This is a genomic window from Dapis brunnea BLCC-M229 (genome assembly GCF_050015995.1).
In the GTDB taxonomy this organism is placed as follows: Bacteria; Cyanobacteriota; Cyanobacteriia; order Cyanobacteriales; family Microcoleaceae; genus Trichodesmium.
The window spans coordinates 1-23,804 of record NZ_JBNHEP010000035.1 but is presented as its reverse complement, the minus strand read 5'-3'; the positions used below and the strand labels follow the sequence as shown (position 1 = coordinate 23,804).

Here is a 23,804-nt window from a genome sequence, read left to right as displayed (position 1 = left end):
ATCTAAAAAATATTATAAATTTAGGAATTGGGAATGGAGTTTGTTAGATATAATTCAAAAATCAAAAATATACTCTACTAGGAAATTATATTTTTACTTTATGATTTTAACCCCATACCCAAAGTTCCTTCACTATTGCATCATCTGAATTTGCTCGGGTTGCCAAACTTGAGACCCAGAGGTCCCCACACGAGGGCGTGGTTGAGTCTGTGGCATTTCGTTGACCACACCTGCTTGAGTTCTGACTTGCACACAGCTTGGTGTAAACAGAAAAATACTTTCTCCGATGCGTTCTTGATGACCATCAAGAGCATAAGTACCGCCTGCTACAAAGTCCACTGCTCTTTGGGCTTGGTCTGGGTCCATAATTGTTAAATTTAAAACCACAGATTTACGCTCCCTTAAGGCCCGAATTGCTTGAGGCATTTCTTCAAAAGTCCGTGGTTCTAGAACCACAACTTCTGACATTCCATTTAAAGCGCCTGGCATTCCAATTACATTATTCATAACCGATCCCATTCCAGATTCTTGTTTAACAACTCCAGTAGTACCTGTGCTAGCAGTAGTTGGAGTCGCAGCAGTAGCCCGATTTCTTAATCGGCGGTTACTGCGACTTTCCTCCTCAGCAGGTACCGCAGCAGGAGGTTGCTGTTGTGGAGGATAAACGCTTTGATACTGTTCTCCTTCCATTTCATCGTAATCATATTCGTACTCAACTGGTTCGTTGAGTCCGACAAAATCTCGTAGCTTGGAAAAAAGACTATTCACTGTTAAAATTCTCCGATACTATTTAGTTAACAAGTATGAGTATTTGTTAACAAATGCACACTTGGACTAAATTCAAGTGAGAGTGTATCTACCAAATGCTTGAGAGCTAAAAATCTAGAGGGCTTAATTTTGACATCTCTAGAGATGAAAATTGGGCGTATTATTTGCTTAACCCATCACATAACTGATAAATCCACTTATGCTTTAAGCATCTCAAGTCGCTTGGTAGTGTACTATATTTTTACTTTTTAAGTTGTATTGGATATAATATCAGCTTATTTAATCCTCCTCTGACCAAATAAAGTTCTACCTAGTCTCACCATAGTAGCACCGGCAGATATGGCTAGATTATAATCTTCTGACATTCCCATTGAAAGCTCCTGGATTTTTAGATTAGACAAATTTTTTTGGCTAATTTCCTGAGCTAACTCCTGGGTTTTCTCAAATACTGATAGGGTTTGTAAATCATCTAATCCTTGGGGTGGAATAGTCATTAAACCTTTAATTTTCAGATTTTGACATTGATTTAACTCTGTTAAGTCAGTCATTAATTCTGGTATGCTCCACCCATATTTGTTAGGATCAGGCAAAATTTTAACTTGTAGGCAGATATTAGGACTACAAGATGACTCTTCTGCTAAACCGTCAAGGCGTTTGGCCAGTTTTAAGCTATCTACAGAATGAATCCATTGAAACTGCTTTAAAGCTTTTACTACCTTGTTACTTTGCAAATGGCCAATTAAATGCCAGGTAATATCTGGTAAATCTTGTAGTTGAGCTTGCTTTGCTTCTGCTTCTTGAACCCTATTTTCCCCAAAATTTCGTATTCCTCCTGCATAAGCAGCACGAATAGTATCAACTGATACCTGTTTAGTTACGGCAATTAACCGTACTGAGTCAGGTAAGTGAGAGCAGATGTTCGTAATACGTTCAGCAATGGACTCAACCATTTTATCTGTTGATTTGAGAATGTTTTATGATAATGTTGGTCTAAGACCTGCGCTCTCGGTCAAGGGAGCGTCGTATCTGAAGACCAATCAATGTTGTACCTCTTAAATTAAGTGGAAGTTAAAGGCAGTTATTATTGAAAAGTATTTTTGTGAACTTGCTGGAGTTTTTGGTAATCAGCCACTTGACCATTGCGACGTAGCTGGCGAAGACGAATTTCCACCATTAAGCGTGCGTCGGAGCGACCCACTGGTTCAAATTTTATACCACCTATTCCATTAGTTACTAAAAAAAATAAGCGTTGAGCATAGAGAGTAGTAAATAATTCTTGCTTATCCTCAACTAAGCACACCCTGTATAAAAGGCCAAAATTAGGATGGTTCATGTAAGTTTCGTTGGTCATTTAGGCTTCAAATCAGCAGATAATCACAAGATTTGTAAATAATTTAGTGGCCTTTGTCAATTGACAGCCCCTATTATTTTAGATTTTAGACTTTCTGGTTGAACAGAAAATCTAGATTTTTGTATTTTCTTAAATACTTTGAGAAGTGGATGAATATATCCAGAAAAAAGAAAATATATATCTGTAAAATATTATATTTTCTCAAAATTGTGATTGTTTGACATTAGTTATAAGTCTCAATCTGCAATTTTGAGCTGAAAAATATCAACAATATTAATCAGAAACTCAAACTAAGTATTCCACAGCTATTTTTACAATAATTATACTTGACTATATAACAATACCAGATAATTACTTGTTAAATTAAGAATATATTATTTTGTTTTAACCTTGTCCTCCCCAAGCCAACCTAATCCACCAGAATAACCCTAAACTAATCAATACTATCCAGTCTAATGCCTTTAACTTTAGATCGTGCCATTGTACTCTATGCTGGTCCGCAGTTGTAAAACCTCTGACTTTCATTGCACTGGCAATTTGATCGGCTCGCAATAGCAAATTTTCTAATAGTCTTTCTGCTACTATTAACCATATCTGAGAAGCTTGTCGGAGTCCTAATTTTTTCCAGTTAATTGCTCTAGTTCTAACTGAACGAACTAAATTCTGTATCTCCTCTAAAACTAGAGGTATAAATCTTAAAGATAGGGTTAAAGTTAAACTTATTTCAGTTACAGGTAATTTTAATTTATTCAGAGGTTCCATTAAGTCTTCTATACCTGCTGTAATTTCTTCTGAGGCTGTGGTTAAAAGATATAGGTTAGTGCTATAAATGACTGTAAATAATAAGGTGGCAATACGAATGCCTAAATCCACGGAACGACGGGTTATGATAATGGGACTTTGTTGAAAAATGATGTAGCTATAAGAAGTTGGTTGAGGTAGTTCAGTTAATTTTGGCGTTTGAGAAATAGCTTCTTGGGGGGTTTCTTTTCCTAGTAAACCAAAAATGTTTTTCCAAGTTTTTGGTTCTGGTGCTGGTGGTAAATTAGCAGTTTGTTGAGCAAAAGCTAATTCATCTTTTGGTAGACGGGGTTGATAGTTAATTGCAATTCCATCCGGAGCGATTGCTGCACTCATAAAAAATATTAAAGAACAGAACATTAGTAACCAACCCATTTGTTTTTTCCAAACTCGTAAAGGAATTGAGGCAGTAAATGTCAATATAATTAATATGCCTACTAATATTAGACGCCAAATTGAACTTCCTAACACTGGACTAAGAAGAAAGCTCATTAGCCAAATTAATTTAACTCTAGGGTCAAGTTTATGTAGCCATGTTATGGGTTTTTCTAGATATAATCCTAAAGGTAGCGATCGTAATAAATCCATATTAATTAAATAGTATAGCGCTACGCGCTAGGGAATAGGGAATAGGGAACAGGGAACAGGGAACAGGGAACCAACAAAAAGTTTCAGGATTTATAAATTTCCTAACGTTTGGTTTGGCTGTGATCAAAGTAAGAAGGAAGAAGATTTTTTATTAATATAAAAATCCTATTTTATTCGTGTCAAAAATATTGCCACTTTTTGGGAATAAGTTTGGAAGCAATGAGAATGTTTCATTAAATAGATAATGGACTTAATAATTAATAATTATCAATTATTCATTGTTAATTATTTGATTGCCAAATTTTGTACTAAATTGAATGATTTTTGCATTCAAAAAGCTTGCTTGTTACTCAAAGCTTAAAAAAATTATCATTATCCATTATCAATTATCTATTGCTAAAGACGCTTTAAACCTCATAGAAATTAATTATCAATTATCCATTATCAATTACTTCAAACACGAGTTGCTCTATTGACAGTATTTTGTTCTACTTCTCTAGCTTTTTTGCCACGCCAAAGTAATCTTATTGGTGTACCTTTAAATCCTAAATGTTGACGAAATTGACTTTGGATATAACGCCGATAATTGTCAGGAAAACGTTTAGGATCGTTAACAAAAAGTGCAATTGTTGGTGGTTTACTTGTTACTTGAGTTCCATAATAAATTTTACCTTGACGACCTTGACGGTTAGTCGGAGGAGAATTCCAACTAATGGCTTCTTCTAATACTTCATTAATTACAGAAGTTGTCACCCGACGTTGATATTCTTTAGCTGCATTATCAATCAAATCTATAATTTTTTCTACTCGTTGTCCGGTTAATGCACTAATAAAAATCATCTCTGCCCATTCCACAAAATATAGTCGTGACCTTACTTCCTGTTCATAAGTATAAATCGTGTAAGAATCTTTTTCTACAGCATCCCATTTATTCACTACAATAACACAGGCTCTACCATCTTCAATAATCCGATTTGCTAATTTTTGGTCTTGTTCTGTTACTCCATCTAAAGCATCAATTACAAATAGCACAACTTCGGCGCGACGAATAGCTTTAAAAGCTCGATTAATCCCAAAAAATTCTGCTCCATATTCCACATTTTTCTTCTTTCTAATTCCGGCAGTATCAATCAAACGATAAGTCTTTCCATTCCGTTCTACTAAAGTATCAATAGCATCTCTTGTCGTGCCAGAAATAGGACTAACAATTGCCCGTTTTTCCCCAATAAATGCGTTTAATAAACTCGATTTACCCACATTCGGACGACCAACAATTGCTATTTTAATTTCATTAGTTTCAGGAATTTCTGCTACTGGTAAATAGGTGATTAAATCATCCAATAATTCTCCAGTACCATTGCCATGAATACCAGAAATAGGGTAAGGTTCTCCTAATCCTAATTCCCAAAACATAGCAGCTTGAGTCAATCCTTCTGTGATAGATTCGCATTTATTTACTGCTAGGAGAGTCGGAACAGGTTGTTGACGTAACCATTGGGCAATTTCTTCATCTCCTCCAGTAATACCCGTTTGTCCATCTACCACAAAAATTGCCACAGTTGCTTCTGCTAGAGCGGCCATAGCTTGTTCCCGGATTAGGGGTAAAAATTCTGTGTTATCATCAAATACTAAACCTCCTGTATCCACAACTTGAAACTCTCGGTCTTGCCAATATGCGTTACGATAAGTGCGATCGCGTGTTATTCCAGGTTCGTCATGGACAATGGCGTCTTTACTTTCGGCCAAGCGATTGACAATTGTGGACTTCCCCACATTTGGCCTGCCAATAATAGCTACAATAGGTAAGGACATAGTTAATTTTAATTAGTTTAGATATATAAAAAATATTCAACTTTTAATTATAGCAATAATTTAATAATTTTCACCAATAAAAAATAAAATAGGGAGTAGGGAATAGGGAGTAGGCAAGAATAATTTATAATTTTTGTGTGATAATTGATTTGATTTTTGATGATTGGATATATCTAAGAATCTAATCAATTAGAGGAAATATAACGAAACTAGGGAGTAGGGAGTAGGGAATAGGGAGTAGGCAAGAATAATTTATAATTTTTGTGTGATAATTGATTTGATTTTTGATGATTGGATATGTCTAAGAGTCTAATCAATTAGAGGAAATATAACGAATTGTGGAAAGATTAATATCAGCACTAGGATTAATAGTTTTTGTAGGTTTAGCTATTTTGTTATCTGCAAAAAGAAATGCAATTAAGTGGCAACCTGTTTTCTGGGGAATAGGTTTACAACTATTATTTGCACTGCTAATTTTAAAAAGCAAAACAGGTTTGGCAGTGTTTAAATTTATCGCCGATATAGTTAGTCAGTTACTCAAATTTTCCGATGCAGGGGCAAAATTTGTCTTTGGAGAAAGCTATCTCGACCACTTTTTTGCCTTCCAAATACTACCAACAATTATATTTTTCTCTTCATTAATTACTATTTTGTATCACTATGGAATTTTGCAACAGGTAGTCAAAGTATTTGCATGGATAATGCTGAAAACTATGAAAACTTCCGGCGCCGAATCTCTCGCTTGTTCCGCTAATATTTTTGTGGGTTCAACCGAATCACCCTTGCTCATTAAACCTTATGTAGAAACTATGACTCTTTCAGAATTACACGCGGTGATGACAGGTGGTTTTGCTACAGTTGCTGGAGGGGTGTTGGCAGCTTATATTTCTTTTGGAGTGCCTGCCGAACATTTGATTGCTGCTTCCGTAATGTCGGCACCCGCAGCATTGGCAATATCAAAAATTTTGTTGCCAGAAACAGAAGAGTCTCCGACTGCGGGAACGGTAAAGGTAGAGGTAAAGCAAACTTATGCCAATGTTATTGATGCAGCAACAGTAGGTGCTAGAGAAGGAGTAAAATTAGCAGTCAATGTGGCAGCAATGTTGATTGCCTTTATAGGATTGATTGCAATGGTAAATGGACTATTGGGATGGATAGGTGCTGTTGTGGGGTTGCCTCAGTTATCCTTGGAGTGGATTTTTTCCATATTATTTGCACCTGTTGCTTGGTTGATGGGAGTACCTTGGACAGACTGTCCTGAAGTGGGGGTTTTGCTCGGAAAGAAAACGATTTTGAATGAATTTATTGCTTATTTAGATTTAAAGACACTGATTGAAAATGCTCAAAAAGGGGAAACAGTAAACGTTATTTCTGAGCGATCGCAAATTATTGCTACTTATGCTTTATGTGGGTTTTCTCATATTGGTGCCATTGCGGTACAGATAGGTGGAATTAGTTCTATTGCACCATCACGACAGCACGATCTAGCAAAATTGGGAGTTAGGGCAATGATTGGTGGATCTATTGCTTGTTTTATGACTGCTTGTATCGCAGGAATCTTGTTGTAGAAATCTCAGGAATGGAAAAGTTTTCAGCTTTGGTGATTTTGGCTATGATTTTTTTTGCATTAGACATCTCCGATAATCAAAAATCGGTGGTGGTGCATAGTAATGGTAGAGAGGGTGTGGGAGGTGTGGTCATAAATTACAAAACTTATGTATCTTCGCCATTCCTCAGCAGGACTACCCAAAAATCAAATCAATCCCATGCGTATAAATCATCAATTCTTTCTCCCTACGTGGTAGTAGTCATACTGTAAAAAAATGGTACAATTCATAACAAATGAAATATCAGTGCCAGAGTTGTCAGAGACAATTTGTGGCCAAGACCTTTACAGCAAAAAAATAGCCTCCTATAATTAATTATATCATGTCCGGATAATCAGTGATAAAAAAACTTTCTCCCTTCTAACCTTGTCTTTCCTTCTGCCCTCTGCCTTCTGCCTTCTGCCTTACTTCCTCCAAAGTGTCAGTATTCAACCGGACATGATATTATAGGTTACGCCCGGAGAGCAAGTTGTTCCCTCCGCGAGCGAGGGTCTACTTGAACCCGAGCAACGCGGTGAAGGTGAATAAGAGCGAAGGCTCTCCAAATCTTGACTTCACCAGTCAGGGGCGTTACTAATTAATGTACTCAAACAAGGCACTATGACCACCGAACTTGCTTGGAAAATCCAGTATGAGGCTTTCGCTGCAGCTGGAGGACTCTATGACGAGCGGCACGCCAAACTCTACGCCGATCTGGCTAGAGACCTGATAGAAGACGGTAGTTTCTCTATCATCTACAAGGGAGTCGCCCACGCTTGCTACACCCCGATGACAATTGACGAAGCACCACACCTTAAAGTGTACGTGCTAGCACCGCTAGCAGTGTTGCCCGAACACCAAGGCAAGCGTTACGCCACACGCCTGATGGAAGAGGCAGAGAAACAACTCGACGCAGACGCAATCTTCGTCGCTGGTCAACCGTTCCACTACGGTCGTCGATACAACACCCCACATAAGATTGGATTCCCGGTTAAGACCGAGGCTCCAATCGAGTGTTGGTTCGCCAAGGCCCTGACCCCAGGTTGCCTGGACGGTATCGTCTCTACTTCCACCATCACAGGTCCTTACTCAACGGAGCAGATTTGGCAGCATCCTAGCGACCAGTTCCCACCTCGATGACCTGGTACTGAGTGTTAAGACCCCTTGACCCAGGGCAAACGCACACAAAACTTAATATAAGCAGGACTTAGGGATATAAACTAGACATCTCCGAAAATTAAAAATAGAATCAATTCTTATCCAGAAATTATCAATTACTTCTTCCTGTTCCCTGTTCCCTCTTTTCCGGAGAGGTCTACTAAATTTGGCACTTTGAAATACAAATTTCACAAAATCTTGCTAAAGAACTATTTTTTTGTCAATTCTCTTGCCGCTCTCTTTTTTTATACTTACTTTTCTCCCAACCAATAAATAAGTTTTCATTTCCCCTTTACCTTTAACGGATATAACCCCACGCTCCTGAAAAACATACTTATTCTCTAATAAATTATAAGTGCTAGTGGTAACTTGAATCGCACCAGGAATTCCATGAGATTCCATGCGACTAGCAGTATTAACTGCATCACCCCACAGATCGTAAATGAACTTTTTCGTGCCAATAACTCCAGCAATAACAGGTCCGGAATTAATCCCAATGCGGATGCTGAGTTCACAATTATTCTCTAGATTAAACTTAGCGATCGCTTGCTGCATATCAAGTGCCATTTCTGCTACTGCCTCAACATGATCTGTCCGTGGTATAGGTAAACCACTAGCAACCATGTAAGCATCTCCAATAGTTTTAATTTTTTCTAGTCCGTGGCGATCGCTTAAGCGATCGAATTCTGAAAAGATTTTATTGAGTAATATAACTAAATCTTTAGGGGGAATTTTTTCTGAGAGTAAAGTAAAACCCACAATATCAGCAAACAGAATAGTCACTTCTGCAAAACCCTCAGCGATTTGATGATGTCCTTGCTTTAATCTATCTGCTATTTGTTCTGGTAAAATATTCAGTAGTAGAGATTCTGACTTTTCCTTTTCCTCCGCCAATTCCGCAGTACGTTCAATTACACGTCGCTCCAATTCTGTTGAAGTCCGTCGGAGTTTGGAAATGACCAAAGTTAGTCCGGCAACTCCCAGAATAGATAATCCTACTAAAGTGAAAAATGTATCTCGCAATCCGGCATTGGTCATCTTAATGGTACTATCTAGAGATTGAGTAATTTCCAAAACACCCCGTACATCCCCAACTTTCCAATCCTTTTTTGGACTATCTGGGTGATTATTATGACAACTAACACAACTAGGTTTCATAATGTCTGCTTCAGCATATCGGAATGAAGGGTGTCCCTGAAATTCAACAAACTTATAGAATGGTAAATCTGGGTTTTTTTCCAAATGGCGGATAGCTTTGAGTTCAAAATTGTCTCTAGGGCCACCTTCTGCTTGACGCCAAGGAAAAGGATAGTTACTGTAAATATAGACTGACATTCCTGGATTTTTTAACTCGATGCGTTGAGCTAGTTCCATCAAAAATGTTATAGGTAGCGGCATTGCTCCTTCTTTTTTTTTGTAGTCGTGAGTCATACTAATACCTTCAATTTTTATAGCATGGCCAACTATTTCTGAACTGTATAGGATACGAGCTTCTTTGAGAGTCTCAGCGTAGTCGCTGACATGTTGAAGCACCTGTGATTTAATCAGGTTAGATGAGAGACGATAAGTATTCCATAGGCCAGCTATAATAGCTATGCAGAACATTAAGCTTAATACTAATGTTGTACGTTTGTAGAGTTGGTGGATGAATAAGGTTGTTACCCTATAAATTAGTTTATTCATAAATTCCCCAGACTAAAAATAATTTTTTGCTTCATCTTGACCAACACTATTTAAGTATTGAATATTATATCAAATTCGCTAGCATCAGTATAGTTAGTTAGGAGTTAGGAGTCAGGAGTCAGGAGGGAAGAGAAGCGCGAAATATTTGGTAATTAGGTCGCTCGGACAATTTTTTTATACTGAATTAAACGGATTTGATCTTATCTGATTATACCTTTGTTATTCTTGGGACTTACGCATAAACCTGGTTTATAGAGGAAATTTCGTGATTTGAACAACAATAATCAGGGCAACAAACCCAGTTTCTTGTTTGGGTGCGTAAGTCCTGATTCTAATATTATGTCTCGTTGAATATCCATAAATAATGGGTATAAGGAACATTTAACTGAGAACAGGGAACAGCAGGAGATTTGGGAGATTTGGGGAGATATTTAGAAGCAAATTTTATTATGGTTAATTAAGCGAATATGATATAATATTTATATTTATAAATAAGAGACTGTTTGTCAAAGGAATATTAAATCTAGGCGTAGGGTGGGTTAGGCGACAATACTTATGAGTCGCGAAGGAAACTCTTAACTGGGAGCCGTAATACCATGTCCGGATAATTAGTCATCAAAAAATTTTTGTTTGTAATATTGCTCTAGCCATACTACGAAGCTCTAATTATAACTATTCAACCGGACATGATATAACCCACCGAACATACCTCAGATTAAGTACTAACCGCTGTCTTAATCTTGGCTTGTGCATTCACTCTCTAAAATTACGAGATTAATTAAGATTTGGATAACTCCCTATATTCACTGAAGCTATCCTGTTTTCATTACTAGAAAATTCTATCCAGAAACCTGGTTTCTGGTTTATGTAGCGTTTTATCGTACCGATACTATCAGATTTGATTCATAGTGCTTTTTGTACTCAAAGATAGCGATCGCCTCTGGAAACTTGGTTGTGATACTTGCGAACTGAGTCTGAAGCTATTACACAAATACTCTTAATCTAGATTGATAGAGTAACTTTTCCTACCCAAAATATAGATTTAAATCTGAGTTATTGGTTGAATTATTTGAATACCGACCAAAGGAAAAATATAGAGTTTATCGTATTAATAATATACAATATTTTTTTCTATTGCCTATTCCCCAAAATAAAAAAATTATATATTCCACCAATTTTGTCAACGGTATATTGATTGACAATTGATTAATATTCTGCTACATTTTTTATGGAAAATTAAGGAAAAAATTATATTAGTATAGCACTATGCACTTAGGTTAGGATACTACTAAATGCTGTTTGCAGAGCATTTCTGCAGGAAAAAGTTAGTCAGAGATTACTTTTGATTTTTGAATGGGTGAATTCTAACTTGCGCGTAGGGCTATAATACCTAAAAATATGCTGAAGAAAAAAAAATTTAACTTAGATTTATTAAAGGATTTTTGGTCAATTGCTAAACTTTATTGGTTCTCAGAACAGAAATGGCGAGCTAGGGGTTTATTGTTACTGGTAATTGTTTTACTGGGAACATTTACTGTATTTAATTTATTCCTCACAAATCAACGAGCAGAATTTATTTCTGCACTATCGGTTCAAGATTCTGATAGATTTTGGCGGTCAATTATAGAGTTTTTTGGCACAGTTGTGGTTGCTGTACCTTTTGTGTCTTCCTACTCTTTTGTCCGACAAAAACTTAGTATATTTTGGCGACGGTGGATGACTCATAGTTTTATGAAAAGTTATTTAGGCGATCGCTCTTTCTATAAAATTAGTTACGACCAAGAAATTGATAATCCAGACCAACGTATTGCTCAGGATATTAAAAGTTTTACAGACCAATCTCTCAGTTTTCTTGTGACTATCCTAAATGCTATATTTCAGTTATTTGGTTTTAGTGCTTTGTTATGGTCAATTTCTAAACCATTGGTATTTTTTGTAGTTATTTATGCTCTTGCTGGCACAGTAATTACAACTGGGGTATTTGGCAAAGTTTTGGTGGGGATTAATTTTGAACAACTGAAGCGAGAAGCTAACTTTCGTTTTGGTTTAATTAGAGTTCGGGAAAATGCTGAATCTATAGCTTTTTATGGAGGAGAAAAACAGGAGTTACAACAGGCAAACAACCTATTTAGTGATGTTTTTGATAATTTTAATCAGTTAATTAAATGGCAACTATATTTAGATATTTTCAGAAACAGTTATGAGTTTATTACTTTTGCATTACCATCTATAATTATTGGTCAGCGTGTGCTTTCTGGTGAATTAGAAATAGGGGTAATTACTCAAGCAGGAACAGCTTTTGCTATTATCTTAAGTTCCTTAACACTGATTGTTAGTCAATTGGATCGACTTACAGAATTTGCTGCTGGAATTAATCGTTTATCTACTTTTTCTGAGGCTATTGAATCACCTCCTGAAGTTCCTGAAGGTGAATCAACAATTGATACAGTAGCAAATTCTCATCTAGCTTTAGAACATTTAACATTAAAAACTCCCAATTATCAAAGAACTTTAGTCAGAGATATTTCCTTAGAAATACCATCAGGAAATGGATTATTAATTATGGGAGCTAGTGGCAGTGGCAAAAGTTCAATTTTAAGAGCGATCGCTGGTTTATGGAACTCTGGTACAGGGGCTATTTACCGACCTAAATTGAATGAAATATTATTCTTACCTCAGAAACCTTATATGGTTTTAGGATCTCTGCGTCAACAACTTTTATATCCCCAGACTAATCTAGATATTTCTGATGTAGAAATACAGAAAGTATTAGAAAGAGTAAATCTTCCCAAATTAGCAGAAAGATTTGGTAGTTTAGATGCAGTAGAAAATTGGAGTCAAGTTTTGTCAGTGGGAGAACAACAAAGGGTTGCTTTTGCCAGATTATTTTTAAGTAAACCCAACTATGTAATTCTGGATGAAGCTACCAGTGCTTTAGATGTGCCAAGCGAGGAACTTTTATATCAACAATTACAAGGAACATCCACAACATTTATTAGTGTTGGGCATCGTCCGACTTTAAAAAATTATCACCAACAATTACTAGAAATTACTGCCAATGAATCTTGGCAGCTTAAACCTATTGCAACCTAAAATAAGTAGGTTTTAATAATTATTAGCCAGACCGAAGTTGGGAAAAGAAAGAGTATTCGGTCTTCCCTTTTCCTTACTTTTACCATTTATAACAAACATCGATCATACTTGGTATAACTTTGCCGAAATAAAAGGTGACAGTTTCTAATTTGTCTACCGATATCTGAACCAATAGGTCTATTAATTAGATATCTCCATAAAATAAACTTGCCCTTTATTTAGCATCAGCTATAGTTGTAAAATTTGCTCAAAAAATCATTTTTCGTGCCTTTTTCCTGAAAATATCTTGCCTGTTCCCTATTCCCTATTCCCTTTTCCCTACTATATGCAAAAAGTCTATATCTTTTTCACCAGATGTCTATTGGAGGTTTGTGTGTGCCAAATTTAATTCTGGTATTTTTATTAACAATAAATACGGATACAAAATTATTCAGTGTGAAGACTTAGTTAGGAAATAAAACGACACTGCTAAAACACGCAAAGGAAGACAAAAATATGAACATCAAAGCTATTGCTCTTGCATCTGTTATTGGTTTATCTGTTCCTGCGATTGCAGATATTACCTTGAATTCTCATAGTGCTTCTGCAATGCCTATCGATTTTGTCCGTCCAACTGGAGCTTTCATGGATAATAGCGAAAATTGGGTTGTTTGGCTGAAATTAGATGAGTTCGGAAACTATACCTATGAAGCTCTATCTCGAAAAACTGGCGGCTCTCTAACTTTGAAAAATGCCTCTATGGAAGGGAATAGAAAACGCTATACTTATATCTTTAGAAATGGAAGTCACAAATATATTATTGCTCACCGACCCAAAGACCCATCAATTATCCGCCTGACTGTTGTCAATCCGCAAGGAGATGTAATCTTGAACCGCTTGATGCAAAGAGTTGGTAATGATTGGGATGTCTAAGTGGGATTCGTTTGGCTTGACAAGCTTCTATTAAAATAGTGCATTAGGGAGTAGGGTAGGGACGTTGCATGCAACGTCCGTACGGGAGAAAGATTGTTGTTGGGTTTCGGTCCCTCAACCCAACCTACATCTATTGCAACATTTAAGATGAAACAGTCCACTACTAGACCGAAACAGTTAATTTAGTGCAAAATTGTAGGGTGCGTTAGACGGCTTAAATTAATACTATGAAAAGGATTCAGCAATCCGTCGCAGGGCACCATTGAATATGTGTCAGTCCACTACAAATGCTGATAACTAATAGCTGACCGCTGAATGCTTCAAAATTTATCAGTTGCTCTAATCAAAGCATCTTTAATTCCAGGTTCAGTGTCAGTCCAGTAGGGTACGTTAGACGGCTTAAATTAATACTATGAAAAGGATTCAGCAATCCGTCGCAGGGCACCATTGAATATGTGTCAGTCCACTACAAATGCTGATAACTGATAGCTGACCGCTGAATGCTTCAAAATTTATCAGTTGCCCTAATCAAAGCATCTTTAATTCCAGGTTCAGTTACTGAATGTCCGGCATCTGGCACTACAATAAATTCAGCTTCTGGCCATGCTTGATGTAATTCCCAAGCTGACACCATCGGACAAACAACATCATATCTTCCCTGCACAATTACTCCGGGAATATGTCGGATTTTATCGACATTTTTTAGTAACTGTTCTTCATCTTCAAAGAAGCATTTATTAATGAAATAATGACATTCTATTCTGGCAAAAGCTACAGCAAAATGACTCTCACCAAAACTTTGCATTAGATTAGGATCTTGAATTAATTTACTTGTACTTGCCTCCCAAATTGACCAAGCACGGGCAGCCTCTAATCGTACCTTTTCATCTGTACTGGTTAATCTTTGATAATAAGCTGTAACTAAATCATGCCTTTCTGCTATTGGAATAGGTTTTAAATATTCCTCCCAAGCATCAGGAAAAATGTTACTTGCACCCTCTTGATAAAACCAATAAATTTCTTTTGGGCGTACTAGAAAAATGCCTCTTAATATTAAACCAATGCAACTTTCTGGATAGGTTTGACTATAAGCTAATGCTAGGGTACTTCCCCAACTTCCTCCAAACACAACCCAGTTTTCAAGATTTAGATGAACCCGTAGTTTTTCAATATCATTAACTAAATCCCAGGTAGTATTTTGATTAAGTTCAGCATGGGGGGTACTACGGGCACAACCGCGTTGGTCAAATAGAATAATCCGCCATTTTTTGGGGTCAAAATATTGGCGATAAATAGGAATAATTCCACCACCCGGTCCACCATGTAAAAAGACTACTGGTTTACCTTGGGCGTTGCCACATTCTTCATAATAAAGAGTGTGAATATCGGAAACTTTTAGATTGCCCGTTTTGTATGGTTGAATAGGTGGATAAAGTTCTCGCATGATTGTATTTAAACGATTTATTAAAATAAATTATACTTTATATAGCGTTGCTGAAACACGGTATGATTTGATAATTTGGGATTGTTTGAAGTACTTGTTAATATTAACTGTTCCCTCCATACCTGTTCCCTGTTACCTATTACTTATAAACTTACTTTCATACCTTAATTCAGCAATGCCTTTTATATAATGTTCAGAATTCCTGTTACAAAAACAACTTCTGACTTCGTTACCGAAAAATTAAGGTATAAAGCCTCTCCATTCATGGAGAAAAAAGCGGTTGTTTGCGGAGCATTCCGTAGGATGGGATGGCGAGGTCTCCTCGCCATATCCAATCAACCAAGAGAAGAAAAAAAAATCCTTTTAGTCAATCCTCTTCTTTCTAAGAAGAGGTAATTAATAATAATTAATTATTAATTATTAATTATTAATTATTGAACGCAGTCCGACACCTAACCCAAAAGTAGATATAGCAACTGCTCTATCTTGCTGATTAAAAACTACTTTAATTCCTGTTTGATCGGGATTCATCCATTTATAAGCATCCTTAATTTTATCTCCTTCTTCTTCTTCTTCTGGCACCACTTGTTCCCTATCAACTAAACCCCGCCGAGAAGCAGTAGAATTAATTTGCATTTGCCTTGCTTCTCTTGATTTTTCAAAAGCTTCTGGGTCAAATTCTGTATCTAATTCTCCTTCCTTTCTCAGGATATTTCTGATTTCTTGATATGTCATTCCTAGCTGCAATTTTTCATACTTTTCTCGCGTAATTGAATAAACTGGTTTAGGCTGATTCCAAAAAGGATTACCAAAATTGTAAGTGTTCATATTTTTGGTTCTAATAGTCACTACTTTCTGATTAGAATCAAAAACTATAGTCATGCTTGTACCATCAGGATTAAGCCAAATATATTCAGTAGTATTAGGATTAGTTAAAGGATTATCTCTAGTTGGTTGTTTTGTTCCTCGACTCCCAATAATTTTTGTTACTTCATCGTAAGTCATACCAACTTTTATATTTTCAAAATTTCTACTCGTAACTACAGGAGGTTTTCTGTTCACTCCAAAGCCAATAGTATTCAAATTTTGAGCAGATAATTTAATTAACTTATTCTCGGAATTGAATACAGCAATTATCCCTGTTCCATCATTATTTACCCAGCGATAAGCTACCCCAAAATTTTCAAGAGTCGGACTATCATATTCCGTATAAATTTTACCTTCTCTGCCCAATATTTGCTTTACTTCCTGATAAGTCATACCAATTTTTAAATTATCATAATCAGCCTCAGTAATTCGATTAGCAAAAACTGGTTGAAGGTTCATAGGTAAGGCATATATCAAACTAGTAATAATTGTTGTTAATAAAAAGTTTTTCATGGTTATTATATAAATATTTCCTAGATTTACTGGTAGTATACAAGTAAGTAGGTAGATGGGAAAATTTACAACTACGTCATTGCGACTGGAACGGAGTGGAAAGAAGCAATCTCAAGGGTATGAGGTGCATCAATATTTCGTTATATAGTTAAGTTTATTCGCGCCTACCTACTTAGCTTTCTACTAAGAAAAAGTCTGATATAGCGCTACGCATTAAGGTTAGGACATTTATACATCCTGAAACCCTTTGACACTTTACTATTCCCTATTCCCTATTCCCTATTCCCTAGCGCGTAGCGCTATAACTTTTAATACCAATTAAAAAAAAGGTCGAACCAAAGCTTAGGACATTTCTAAATTCTCACACCTCAGTCATAGACTATTTTGGACTTTTCCCTTGCGCGTAGCGCTATAAGTAGAAGTGGCCTTCTTAAGCATTGGCCATAATCTTCTTAAGGCCGAACTAATAACTTTAAATGCAATTAAAGTCTTAAAACCTCTAGCTTTCTCAGATGTTCCAGCAACAGGTAAATCCACCTGAACAATAGATATCGCTTTTAATCCCCCTTTGATCATAGGACTTTTTCTGAGGTAATAGATTCATCGTACCTTGGACAATTCGGACAAAGAGAACTAAGAAATAGTTTGAAAAGAGCCAAAACAGCAGTGAAGAATCAGCTAGGAAAACTTACACAACATTTATATAGCAATCATATTATGGAGTTTCATCAATATCAAAAACAACTGTTTTCTCTAAATCTAATTCAAATAATGATAATTTTCTGGTTTATCCCAAGATATTCCTCTAATTTTAATAGATGCTAACCGTTTTAATTCTGATGTGAAAAAAATCTATCAAGAAAATTATGGGGATTTAATTGTTGACGGTTTTTTTAGTTAAAATTCTCAGCAAAGAACTGCTTCTCATTCGATTTTTGAGGCTGCTATCTCACGGAGTGACAAGCACATCAAAACCATCTACCGAAAACTCAGTTATATCAAGTCCGGTTGAATGGTTATAAATAACAAGGGAGTCCTCAGGAGTCAGGAGTCAGAAGAGAAGAGGAGGGAGTTTGAAGATATTAATATGATCGAGTTTTTTGATCGCTAATTATCCGGACACAATATCAGAGATTGCTTTTAACTTTTGACTTGCGCGTAGCATTATACTCTCCCTCCCTACTACAGTCTGCTAAAATAAGAACGGCTATAACCAATACCACAAAAACAACCCAATGACACAATCAAACTTACCAAAACAACAAAACTCCCGCCAGATCGCTATCTTCCTCTGGCTGTTATCAGCAATATATATCTACATCCTCCTATTCTCCCCACCACATCAACTACTTCCCAACGGACCAATTTGGGCAGTCGATCCCGAAACTCTTAAAGAAGCGATCGACGAATCTATCAATTTTTTCTTCATCCTCCCCATTTTTAATACTGTTGGCATCAAATATATGGAAGCGCCAACTATACACCCTTGGTTAGAAAGTTTATTCAACTTTGCTGAAGCATGGATATTTATGTTTCTCCCACTACTGTTAGTAGATCGCCGTGGTGGAGAACTCTCAAAAATCCTGACTTGGAGTATGGCAATGTTCCTTACCAATACTTTTCTCCTACCATACATGGCTTGGCGCAGCACCGCAACTGAACTTCCCACAGAGGAACAAATGAGTAAAGGTTTACTGGCAAAAATATTCGGTGTAATAGGATTAATTATAGGTAGCATCGCCATAGTTTGGGGAATTGTTGCTAGACCAGAATTTGGTGATGTCGCTGCTAGGGCAGAATTTTTCGTGCAAAACTTTCAGAGCGATCGCCTCACCATTGCCTTCTGTATAGATGTGATTTTATTTGCCATTTTCCAAGCAGTATTAATAGGAGATATTGAACCGCCAGAAAGTGGCAAACGTTGGTTAAGATTTATTCCGTTTTGGGGATTAGCTGTTTGGCTAATTTTGTAGAAATTGTGCTTCTATGAAAAATTCTAATATTTCCTATTAGACATCTCCAATAAGAAAAAATCAAATCAATTATCCCACATAAATCATCAATTATTTCTCCCTAATCCCTGCTCTGTGCTCCCTACTCCCTCTTTTCTGGAGATGTCTATTATACCTCTCTATAAATTAGGATTCAATAACCTTTTTAGAGAGGTTTCAGGTTAATTATCGGAAATGTCTATTATTTATAAATAAAATATCAAGTCTTTCCCACCGAGGAAAAAGAAACCGGAGCTATTTCAGTTTCTCCTCTACTATCCACTCCGTACTTAATGATAAGTGATTAGCAAGATTTGATATAATGTAAATTAACCAATCGCCATTCAAGCAGGTGAAATAGATTATGTGGATTTTCTTAGATATTGATGGGGTATTAGTGCCAGAGAAAAAATTCGAGCAACCAGTCTTGCAAAAAGACATGCTCAAATTCGATCCAGTTTGTCTGAATGAATTTGAAAATGTTCTGCGTCGTTATCCCACTGCCAAAATAGTTATCTCTTCATCCTGGCGAGAAATGTATTCTCTAGAGAAAATTTCTAGTTTATTTTCACCGGATATTGCTGTGCGTGTTATTGGAGTAACTCCATGTTTACACCCGATAGTTATTGAAAAAAATAAGCATATTCGGCATCAAGGAGTTTTAGAATATCTCAGACAAAACAATGAAGAAAATCCACAGTGGGTAGCTATTGATGACATTGCCGACTTCTATGAACCAGGTAGTCCGATTGTTGTTACCGATGCCTATTATGGTTTTAATCGCAACTCTGCCGAAATACTCGATCGCTATCTTGCCTCGTTTAGTGAGAAAATAACAGATGAAAATACTATTGGACAATAGTTGAGGATGCAAACTAATCAAAAACTTAAGAAAAGAGGGAGTAGGGAGTAGGGAGTAGGGAGTAGGGAGTAGAGGGAAATAATTGATGATTTCTATGGGATAATTGATTTGATTTTTTATTATTGGAAATGTCTAATAGTTGAGGATGCAAACTAACCAAAAACTTAACTTTCCCAAAATGGGTTGTGGGACATGGGCATGGGGGAACCGCCTCCTCTGGGGATATGACGAAAGTATGGATAATGAGCTGCAAAATGTCTTTAACCTCTGTGTTGCTAATGGCGTAACTTTATTTGATACGGGTGACTCCTACGGGACTGGCAAATTAAACGGACGTAGTGAAATGCTTTTGGGGCAATTTTCCCAAGCATACGCGGGGGCAAACCAAGATAATATTTGCATTGCCACAAAACTTGCTGCTTATCCCTGGAGATGGAGTCGCCAAGCAATGATTTCAGCTTGTGCAGCATCTGCCCAACGTCTTGGTAAAAATGTTGATTTGGTACAGATGCACTGGTCTACTGCGAACTATTTTCCCTGGCAAGAATGGGGACTGTTGGATGGTTTGGCTGATTTGTATGAACAAAGAAAAGTAAAGGGAGTAGGTTTATCGAACTACGGACCGAAACGACTGAAGAAAGTTCATAAAAGATTTAGCGAGCGTGGCGTTCCCATTACTACTTTACAGGTTCAATATTCTCTATTATCAACCGATCCCTGCACAGAATTAGGAGTTAAGGAAGTTTGTGATGAATTAGGAATAAAATTAATTGCATATAGTCCTTTAGCATTGGGAATATTAACAGGAAAATATTCTGAAAAAGGTTCTTTTCCTAAAGGTATTAGAGGCATTTTATTCAAACAAATATTACCAGGAGTTCGCCCATTATTATTATCTTTAGAAGCCGTGGCAAAATCAAGAAATAAAACCATGTCGCAAGTAGCAATTAATTGGTGTATTTGTAAAGGTACAATTCCTATTCCAGGAGCAAAAAATCAGGCACAGGCAGAACAAAATATTGGTGCTTTAGGTTGGGAATTAGACTCTGGTGAAGTTGAAGAATTAGATAAAGCTGCCGCTAATACAGATAAGAAAATGGTGCAAAATATTTTTCAAACTAGGTAATATAATGTGGGCTTAATTAGTGATCAAAAAATTTTCTTCTCCTTCTCCTCCTGATATATCCTTTTTTCCACCACTTTTCCATCCTAACTCCTGAATCCTGACTATTGTAGGGGCGAATGGCGATTCGCCCCTACCACCAAAATATTACAACTTATATCAAAACTGACACCTTCTGGGAGTAAATCCCGGAAGGCGGGTGCATTGTTAGCGCAGCTCCTCTGTAAAGAGGCAGCAGAAAGCCCCTATCAGTGATGCTAGGGAATCCCGCGCTGTCTCGTGAGACCAGCGTCGGGAGGATGTCAATCGGATGATTAGCAAGAAATGGGTGAATGGAACAAAATCCATTACTGTTTTTTCGATCGCGCAAAAGGGCACAACTCTCCGGCTAACTGGACAGGTTCAGAAGAAAATAAACAAATTGTCAGGGCAGCATTTGAGGATTGGAAAGCTGTAGGTATTGGCTTAGAATTTGAAGAGGTCGATACTCCCGCAGATGCAGAAGTTCGCATTGGTTTCCAACAAGGTGATGGGTCTTGGTCTTATGTAGGAACGGATGTGCTTGAGATTCCTTTAAATCAAAGAACCATGAATTTTGGTTGGCCTCTAGATGAAAATTATTATGGAAAAGAAACTGCACTTCACGAAATAGGGCATACATTAGGATTACCACACGAGCATCAAAATCCTAAAGCAGGTATTCAGTGGAATGAAGATGCAGTCAGGACTTCTTTAAGTGGACCACCGAACAATTGGTCGCCAGAGACAATTGAGTATAACATTCTGCGTAAGATACCAATGAATGAAGTTGAAGGTTCTGACTGGGACCCAAACTCGATTATGCACTATCAGTTTCAGGCCGAACTTATCAACAGTCCTGCACCCTATAACCAGGAAGGAATTTTTCCAACACCAGGTTTGTCAATTAAGGATAAAGATTGGTTGCGAAAGTTTTATCCTGTCTTGGAATCAAACGATTATATTGAACTCAAACCTTTTGTTTCAGTGCCACTGGTTTTATCTCCTGGAGAACAAGTTAATTTTATTGTGAAGCCAAACATCTCACGCTCATATAAGTTTCAGACTTTTGGTGAAGTTGATACTGTAATGGTTTTGTTTGAGGAAGAGAATGGCGATCCTAGGTATTTAGCTGATGACGATGATAGTGGTACTGACTACAATGCTTTAATTACTCACAAACTGCTCAAAGGTCGTACTTATATTCTCAGAGTCCGCTTGTATTTTGCTAGTGCTAGTGGTGAGACTGCTGTGATGATGTGGTAGGTATTAAAGATTGTGGTGTTTTCGACCGTTTTGACTTATTTACGTTTTGCTGCCCCTGTTAATTGAAATACAATTTCTGTTCAGAACTTTTTCACCTAATCTTTTAAGACTATCGACATCGTGAGTTTACATCTCCAATTTTCATAATAATTATCCAGTTTCCCTAAATTCTCTGCTTTAAGCTATCAAAAGTCATTGTAGGGACGTTCCATGGAACGTCCCTACGGTCTTTTTTAGAGATGTCTAATACCATGTCCGGATAATCAGCGATCAAAAAAGTTTTTGTTTGCAGTATTGCTCTGATCCCGATCCATACTTAGGGCTAAAGTCCTACTACAAAGTTTAATTATAATGATTCAACCGGACATGATCTAATACCATGTCCGGATAATTAGTGATGAAAACACTTCTTTCTGTTGATAAATTCTTTTCTCCTGACTCCTGTCTCCTGACTCCTGACTCCTCCCTAGAAAAAGCCTAATTATCAAAGAGGATTAAGAGCTATGTCAAAACTATAAATTCTTTAATTGTAGGTAACTGTGACAATTTATCCGCTCTCTCAAATTTTTAATTGACTAAAATTCAGTAGCTGAGATGAGTTATTTATTTTGAACATGGTTTTGGAGCTTGAAATAATGCTGGATGTGTCTGATCTAGGTAATATTGAAGATATTTTTCGCGGGACAATTGCTGCATCTTTATTGTCATGGCACCATCGTTGAAAGTTACCTTTTCCTCTCTATTGTATAGTTCGGGGAGTAAGGGGGGTGGTTCGTGTCGGAAGTGTCGGAAGTGTGGGGGGTGTGGGGGTGTGGGGGTGTAGGGGTGTAGTTTGTGTTGTCCGTGAAGTATAGATATAAACATATAGTATATAACCGGATTCTATATAACGTGGTAAAAATTGGGTTGCTGTTGTGGCTAATGTGCTGGACAATTAGATCAAAAAAAACTTTATACAGGACTCCCAAAATTTGGTCTATTTTTGGTAAATACATCTGCCAAATTGGCAACCACTCCCGAATTATTTTGCTTATATTAAAGATGTCAAACAAAACAAAGTTGTTTGAAGCTTTCAAAAACAAAGTGCGATTCGTTTGGCCTAAGTAAACCCTAGTTTACGTTCAGCCAGCCCTGTAAAAGGGTAACTCTGATATTGATGGAGGTTAAATTCCTTCCCACACCGATGCCGTGTGACTCTAATCTCCGAGAATTCAGAATTAGCAACTTTTGGTCTCAGTGCATGGGTATAAAGGGAAATAAGGGTAATGTCATCCCAATCCTTTGCACAGCTAGTTAGCCAAGGTTATCGTACAGAGAATCTAGTATTATGGGTCGTGATGAGAAACAGGATAAAGGCGTTGATACTCCTGAAGCAAAAGGTATGCATCACATAATTTGAACCAATCTATTTGTTGTTCGTTTCGTATCTAATAGAGGTTGGCCTAGACTAGGGGCCTAAAGCTAACGTCAAATGAGATCGGGGAACGAAGTAACTCCTTTTCGACTCTCAATGATGAGTATGGAAAGCTTAAATAATGTTGATTAGGCATAAGGATTCCTCAAGAGGCAAGCGTGGAGTAATGTTTACGATACCCAGACCAGGGGAGGTAACAAAGGTAGCCGGGAAACTGAAATTGAATAAGGCACGCCCAGACCTCTTGCCAGTATGAGTGGGAGCCCTCACCACTATAAATAAGAGTTGGATCATCTAGGGGTGGTAAAAGTTTTGGACTTTCCTTGAGGAAATGTGTCAAACCCTAGAACCATTGAAATAAAGGTGGGCAGAAGACAGTAGGCGTACCTAAAAAACGCAAATCCTTTGTCATTAGGAGCCGTGTGAGCTGGAAACTCTCATGCACGGTGCGTGAAGCAGAGGTGAGGGATAGGGAAATCCCCATCGACTGTAACCAAGAAGACACACAATGATTATTTCAGAATTAAACTACTTGGAAACTGCCAACGAAGAAG

Annotated in this window: 19 protein-coding genes; 9 read left to right on the top strand and 10 right to left on the bottom strand. The window is 37.1% G+C overall.

Going from position 1 to position 23,804, the window contains the following annotated elements:
* Positions 1 to 132 precede the first annotated feature (132 nt).
* The 5 genes from ACP6PM_RS03350 to der form a co-directional block, all read right to left on the bottom strand.
* Entirely contained in the window at positions 133 to 768 is a 636-nt protein-coding gene (locus tag ACP6PM_RS03350; protein WP_426581843.1) for a cell division protein SepF, read from the bottom strand.
* 275 nt (positions 769 to 1,043) lie between these two features.
* Positions 1,044 to 1,718 carry a YggS family pyridoxal phosphate-dependent enzyme gene (locus tag ACP6PM_RS03345; RefSeq protein WP_426581842.1) on the bottom strand — a complete coding sequence of 225 codons (675 nt, stop codon included), beginning with the start codon at positions 1,716 to 1,718 and terminating at the stop codon, positions 1,044 to 1,046.
* A 131-nt stretch (positions 1,719 to 1,849) separates the two neighbouring features.
* Positions 1,850 to 2,119 carry a transcriptional coactivator PipX gene (pipX, locus tag ACP6PM_RS03340; RefSeq protein WP_293105872.1) on the bottom strand — a complete coding sequence of 90 codons (270 nt, stop codon included), beginning with the start codon at positions 2,117 to 2,119 and terminating at the stop codon, positions 1,850 to 1,852.
* 384 nt (positions 2,120 to 2,503) lie between these two features.
* Positions 2,504 to 3,508 carry an energy-coupling factor transporter transmembrane component T family protein gene (locus ACP6PM_RS03335; protein ID WP_426581839.1) on the bottom strand — a complete coding sequence of 335 codons (1,005 nt, stop codon included), beginning with the start codon at positions 3,506 to 3,508 and terminating at the stop codon, positions 2,504 to 2,506.
* Positions 3,509 to 3,961: 453 nt separating this feature from the next.
* Positions 3,962 to 5,320, bottom strand: coding sequence for a ribosome biogenesis GTPase Der (gene der, locus ACP6PM_RS03330; RefSeq protein WP_426581837.1), 1,359 nt, complete (start codon positions 5,318 to 5,320; stop codon positions 3,962 to 3,964).
* Between the two features lie 338 nt (positions 5,321 to 5,658).
* On the opposite strand from der, the gene ACP6PM_RS03325 reads away from it, so the two are divergent.
* From ACP6PM_RS03325 to ACP6PM_RS03315, 3 genes are all read left to right on the top strand, one after another.
* Entirely contained in the window at positions 5,659 to 6,888 is a 1,230-nt protein-coding gene (locus ACP6PM_RS03325) for a NupC/NupG family nucleoside CNT transporter (protein WP_426581835.1), read from the top strand.
* An 11-nt stretch (positions 6,889 to 6,899) separates the two neighbouring features.
* A complete protein-coding gene (locus ACP6PM_RS03320; RefSeq protein WP_426581833.1) occupies positions 6,900 to 7,139 on the top strand; it encodes a hypothetical protein in 240 nt (79 codons plus the stop codon).
* 388 nt (positions 7,140 to 7,527) lie between these two features.
* The gene (locus ACP6PM_RS03315; protein ID WP_426581831.1) at positions 7,528 to 8,046 is read left to right on the top strand and encodes a GNAT family N-acetyltransferase; all 519 of its coding nucleotides are present in this window, start codon (positions 7,528 to 7,530) and stop codon (positions 8,044 to 8,046) included.
* Between the two features lie 219 nt (positions 8,047 to 8,265).
* Here the strand turns inward: ACP6PM_RS03315 and ACP6PM_RS03310 are convergent, their stop codons facing one another.
* Positions 8,266 to 9,747, bottom strand: a complete 1,482-nt coding sequence (locus ACP6PM_RS03310; RefSeq protein WP_426581829.1) for an adenylate/guanylate cyclase domain-containing protein — start codon at positions 9,745 to 9,747, stop codon at positions 8,266 to 8,268.
* A 1,398-nt stretch (positions 9,748 to 11,145) separates the two neighbouring features.
* Between ACP6PM_RS03310 and ACP6PM_RS03305 the strand changes: the two genes are divergently transcribed.
* Together ACP6PM_RS03305 and ACP6PM_RS03300 are read left to right on the top strand one after the other, a co-directional pair.
* A complete protein-coding gene (locus tag ACP6PM_RS03305; RefSeq protein WP_426581827.1) occupies positions 11,146 to 12,840 on the top strand; it encodes an ABC transporter ATP-binding protein/permease in 1,695 nt (564 codons plus the stop codon).
* 495 nt (positions 12,841 to 13,335) lie between these two features.
* Positions 13,336 to 13,752: a hypothetical protein gene (locus ACP6PM_RS03300; RefSeq protein WP_426581825.1), complete on the top strand. Its 417-nt coding sequence runs from the start codon at positions 13,336 to 13,338 to the stop codon at positions 13,750 to 13,752.
* Positions 13,753 to 14,257: 505 nt separating this feature from the next.
* Here the strand turns inward: ACP6PM_RS03300 and pip are convergent.
* The 3 genes from pip to ACP6PM_RS03285 form a co-directional block, all read right to left on the bottom strand.
* Complete coding sequence (gene pip / locus ACP6PM_RS03295) at positions 14,258 to 15,196, bottom strand: prolyl aminopeptidase (RefSeq protein WP_426581823.1); 939 nt, start codon at positions 15,194 to 15,196, stop codon at positions 14,258 to 14,260.
* Between the two features lie 420 nt (positions 15,197 to 15,616).
* Entirely contained in the window at positions 15,617 to 16,576 is a 960-nt protein-coding gene (locus tag ACP6PM_RS03290) for a hypothetical protein (protein ID WP_426581822.1), read from the bottom strand.
* Positions 16,577 to 16,948: 372 nt separating this feature from the next.
* On the bottom strand, positions 16,949 to 17,152 hold the full coding sequence (locus ACP6PM_RS03285) for a hypothetical protein (RefSeq protein WP_426581820.1): 204 nt from the start codon (positions 17,150 to 17,152) through the stop codon (positions 16,949 to 16,951).
* Positions 17,153 to 17,811: 659 nt separating this feature from the next.
* Between ACP6PM_RS03285 and ACP6PM_RS03280 the strand changes: the two genes are divergently transcribed.
* From ACP6PM_RS03280 to ACP6PM_RS03265, 4 genes are all read left to right on the top strand, one after another.
* Positions 17,812 to 18,549 (top strand): hypothetical protein, encoded by a 738-nt coding sequence (locus ACP6PM_RS03280; RefSeq protein WP_426581818.1) that lies wholly within the window; start codon positions 17,812 to 17,814, stop codon positions 18,547 to 18,549.
* A gap of 382 nt (positions 18,550 to 18,931) precedes the next feature.
* Positions 18,932 to 19,429 carry an HAD domain-containing protein gene (locus ACP6PM_RS03275; RefSeq protein WP_426581816.1) on the top strand — a complete coding sequence of 166 codons (498 nt, stop codon included), beginning with the start codon at positions 18,932 to 18,934 and terminating at the stop codon, positions 19,427 to 19,429.
* A 145-nt stretch (positions 19,430 to 19,574) separates the two neighbouring features.
* The gene (locus ACP6PM_RS03270) at positions 19,575 to 20,555 is read left to right on the top strand and encodes an aldo/keto reductase (protein ID WP_426581814.1); all 981 of its coding nucleotides are present in this window, start codon (positions 19,575 to 19,577) and stop codon (positions 20,553 to 20,555) included.
* Between the two features lie 321 nt (positions 20,556 to 20,876).
* Positions 20,877 to 21,836, top strand: coding sequence for a M12 family metallopeptidase (locus ACP6PM_RS03265; protein WP_426581812.1), 960 nt, complete (start codon positions 20,877 to 20,879; stop codon positions 21,834 to 21,836).
* Positions 21,837 to 22,439: 603 nt separating this feature from the next.
* Here ACP6PM_RS03265 and ACP6PM_RS03260 read toward each other — a convergent pair.
* A complete protein-coding gene (locus ACP6PM_RS03260) occupies positions 22,440 to 22,700 on the bottom strand; it encodes a hypothetical protein (protein WP_426581810.1) in 261 nt (86 codons plus the stop codon).
* Positions 22,701 to 23,804: the final 1,104 nt, after the last annotated feature.

Coding starts and splice junctions, on each gene's coding strand:
- ACP6PM_RS03345 (WP_426581842.1), bottom strand. CDS start 1,718: ATGGTTGAGTCCATTGCTGAACGTATTACGAACATCTGCTCTCACTTA.
- pipX (WP_293105872.1), bottom strand. CDS start 2,119: ATGACCAACGAAACTTACATGAACCATCCTAATTTTGGCCTTTTATAC.
- ACP6PM_RS03335 (WP_426581839.1), bottom strand. CDS start 3,508: ATGGATTTATTACGATCGCTACCTTTAGGATTATATCTAGAAAAACCC.
- der (WP_426581837.1), bottom strand. CDS start 5,320: ATGTCCTTACCTATTGTAGCTATTATTGGCAGGCCAAATGTGGGGAAG.
- ACP6PM_RS03320 (WP_426581833.1), top strand. CDS start 6,900: ATGGAAAAGTTTTCAGCTTTGGTGATTTTGGCTATGATTTTTTTTGCA.
- ACP6PM_RS03315 (WP_426581831.1), top strand. CDS start 7,528: ATGACCACCGAACTTGCTTGGAAAATCCAGTATGAGGCTTTCGCTGCA.
- ACP6PM_RS03310 (WP_426581829.1), bottom strand. CDS start 9,747: ATGAATAAACTAATTTATAGGGTAACAACCTTATTCATCCACCAACTC.
- ACP6PM_RS03305 (WP_426581827.1), top strand. CDS start 11,146: ATGCTGAAGAAAAAAAAATTTAACTTAGATTTATTAAAGGATTTTTGG.
- ACP6PM_RS03300 (WP_426581825.1), top strand. CDS start 13,336: ATGAACATCAAAGCTATTGCTCTTGCATCTGTTATTGGTTTATCTGTT.
- pip (WP_426581823.1), bottom strand. CDS start 15,196: ATGCGAGAACTTTATCCACCTATTCAACCATACAAAACGGGCAATCTA.
- ACP6PM_RS03290 (WP_426581822.1), bottom strand. CDS start 16,576: ATGAAAAACTTTTTATTAACAACAATTATTACTAGTTTGATATATGCC.
- ACP6PM_RS03285 (WP_426581820.1), bottom strand. CDS start 17,152: ATGATCAAAGGGGGATTAAAAGCGATATCTATTGTTCAGGTGGATTTA.
- ACP6PM_RS03280 (WP_426581818.1), top strand. CDS start 17,812: ATGACACAATCAAACTTACCAAAACAACAAAACTCCCGCCAGATCGCT.
- ACP6PM_RS03275 (WP_426581816.1), top strand. CDS start 18,932: ATGTGGATTTTCTTAGATATTGATGGGGTATTAGTGCCAGAGAAAAAA.
- ACP6PM_RS03270 (WP_426581814.1), top strand. CDS start 19,575: ATGCAAACTAACCAAAAACTTAACTTTCCCAAAATGGGTTGTGGGACA.
- ACP6PM_RS03265 (WP_426581812.1), top strand. CDS start 20,877: ATGGGTGAATGGAACAAAATCCATTACTGTTTTTTCGATCGCGCAAAA.
- ACP6PM_RS03260 (WP_426581810.1), bottom strand. CDS start 22,700: ATGTTTATATCTATACTTCACGGACAACACAAACTACACCCCTACACC.